A 2,592-nucleotide genomic window follows, 5' to 3' on the forward strand; every position below is an offset into this window, starting at 1 on the left:
GAGCTAAGCGAGGGGTCACCACCATGAGCGACGACCAGAAGCCTCGCCGCCGCGATCAGATCCTGCAGGCACTGGCCATCATGCTCGAGGAGGACAGCGGCAAGCGCATCACCACCGCCGCGCTCGCCCGCCAGGTCGGCGTCTCGGAAGCGGCGCTCTACCGCCACTTCCCGAGCAAGGCGCGCATGTTCGAGGGGCTGATCGATTTCATCGAGGAGAGCGTGTTCGCCCGCATCACGCGCATTCTCGAGGACAAGCCCGAGGCCGAGGCGCGCTGCGCGACGATCCTGGCGCTGCTGCTGGGCTTCGCCGAGAAGAACCCCGGCCTTGCCCGGGTGCTCGGCGGCGACGTGCTCACCGGCGAGACCGCCAGGCTCCGCCAGCGCGTCCATCAGCTCTTCGAGCGCCTGGAGACGCAGCTCAAGCAGATCCTGCGCGAGGCGGAGCTTCGCGAGGGGCTGCGCCCGAGCATCCCCGCCCCGGCGGCGGCCAATCTCTTGATCGCCCAGGCCGAAGGGCGCATCGCCCAGTACGTGCGCAGCGACTTCAAGCGCGCGCCTACCGAGTACTGGGAGGATCAGTGGGCCCTGATCTCGCGCCAGCTGCTGCGCCAGAGCGCCCAGCCCGCCTGAGCCCTTTGTGACCAGGCACGAAAAAGCCCCGGCAGTGCCGGGGCTTTTTCACGCTCGACGCGTCACTTGCCGACGTCAGGCGGCGAGCGGCTCGCCCATCTTCTGGCGCAGCTTCTTCATGGCGTTCTTCTCGAGCTGGCGAATACGCTCGGCGCTGACGCCGTAGACGTCCGCCAGATCGTGCAGGGTCGACTTGTCGTCGGTCAGCCAGCGGCGCTGCAGGATGTCCCGCGAGCGGTCATCGAGCTCGCCGAGCGCCAGCTGCAGGCGGCGGGTCGAGTCCTGCTCGAAGTCGCTGTCCTCGAGCTGGGTCGCCGGGTCCATGGAGGCATCGTCGAGGAACTGCGCCGGCGCCGGATACGGGCTCTCCTCGTCCTCGCCGGGCGAGGCGTCGAAGCCGGCATCGAAGGCCGACAGCCGCCCTTCCATGTCGCGCACGATCTCGGGCTTGACGTCGAGATCCTTGGCGATGGCGTTGACCTCGTCGTTGTTCAGCCAAGCTAGGCGCTTCTTCGCGCTGCGCAGGTTGAAGAACAGCTTGCGCTGCGCCTTGGTGGTGGCGATCTTGACGATGCGCCAGTTGCGCAGCACGAACTCGTGAATCTCGGCCTTGATCCAGTGCACCGCGAAGGAGACCAGGCGCACGCCCTGGTTGGGGTCGAAGCGCTTGACCGCCTTCATCAGCCCCACGTTGCCCTCCTGGATCAGGTCCGCCTGGGGCAGGCCGTAGCCGGAGTAGCTGCGTGCGATGTGAACCACGAAACGCAGGTGGGAAAGAACCAGGCGACGCGCCGCTTCAAGATCGCCGTCGTCGTGAAGGCGATACGCGAGCTCGCGCTCTTCTTCGACGGTGAGTACGGCGATGCCGTTGACCGCTTGAATGTAGCCGCCGAGGTCGTTACCCGGAGAAAGCTGCCCCACCGGTAGAAGACTAGTGCTCATGCAGAAGGTCTCCTTTCACCTATCTTGGTTGACCTGCTGTCGTCATCGACGTGGCCGGGTGTGGCGCGGCGCGATCGACATGGCAGTGTCGGAATGTTCGTTGTGACCATCAAATGCTTTCAAGGTTCATGTTGCCGGTTCGACCGGCGCCGCGCGCATACCCTGACTCAGCGCGGACGAATGCTGGCGAGGTGGCGCGACACCGCAAGCCATGCTCCCAACCAGCCTAGTAGTGTACTGCAAGCGAGCAAAATTGTAGAGCCCGCGACGTCCAGTTGCGGCAGGCTGAAGTCCGCTCCGTAGCTTGCCGCCAGTGCCGCCACCGGCAGCGACAGCCAGTGGTTGCCGAGCCCCAGCAGCAAGAGCGCAAGCCCCCCGCCACCGAAGCCGTACCACGCCCCGCTGTAGAGAAACGGCCGGCGCACGAAGGCGTGGGTGGCACCGATCAGCATCACCACCTCGATCTCCCGGCGCCGGCTCTCCACCGCCAGCCGGATGGTGTTGCCGACCACCAGGAGCACGCCGAAACCGAACAGCACGCCGAGCGCCAGCGCCACCCGCCGGCCGAGATTGGCCAGATGGCGAAGCCGCTCGACCCAGGCGAGATCCAGGCGCACCTCGTCCACCCCGGCCAGCCCCTCGAGCTGCCCGGCGAGCGCCTCCATGGCGGCGGGATCGACGCTTTGCGGATGGATCACGATGCTCGCCGGCAGCGGGTTCTCCTCGAGCCCCATCAGGGTATCGTCGAGACCCAGCGAGCGCTGGAACGTGGCCATGCCCTCCTCGGCGCTGATCAGGCGGGTCTCGCCGACGCCCGCCTCGGCACCGACCGCCTCCTCGATGCGTTCGGCCTGGGCCTGATCCACCGCCGGTTCCAGATAGACGGTGAGCGTGGCACTCTCGTCGAGCTCGGCATCCAGCAGCCGGGCGCTGTCGAGCGTCAGCCAGAGGGCGGCGGGCAGCACCAGGGCGATGGCGATGGCGAGCATGGTGAGCAGGCTGCCCAGCGGATGGCGCA

General features: G+C 67.2%; 3 protein-coding genes. 1 reads left to right on the top strand and 2 read right to left on the bottom strand.

Going from position 1 to position 2,592, the window contains the following annotated elements:
• Positions 1-23: 23 nt before the first annotated feature.
• On the top strand, positions 24-632 hold the full coding sequence (gene slmA / locus BIS11_RS14845; protein ID WP_253420723.1) for a nucleoid occlusion factor SlmA: 609 nt from the start codon (positions 24-26) through the stop codon (positions 630-632).
• Positions 633-707: 75 nt separating this feature from the next.
• On the opposite strand, the gene rpoH is transcribed toward slmA, so the two are convergent.
• Positions 708-1,574 (bottom strand): RNA polymerase sigma factor RpoH, encoded by an 867-nt coding sequence (gene rpoH / locus BIS11_RS14850; RefSeq protein WP_253420725.1) that lies wholly within the window; start codon positions 1,572-1,574, stop codon positions 708-710.
• A gap of 167 nt (positions 1,575-1,741) precedes the next feature.
• The coding region (ftsX, locus tag BIS11_RS14855) for a permease-like cell division protein FtsX (protein ID WP_253586409.1) at positions 1,742-2,592 on the bottom strand (851 nt) is incomplete at its 5' end.

It is taken from the genome of Halomonas sp. 707D4, from assembly GCF_024158685.1.
GTDB lineage: Bacteria > Pseudomonadota > Gammaproteobacteria > Pseudomonadales > Halomonadaceae > Vreelandella.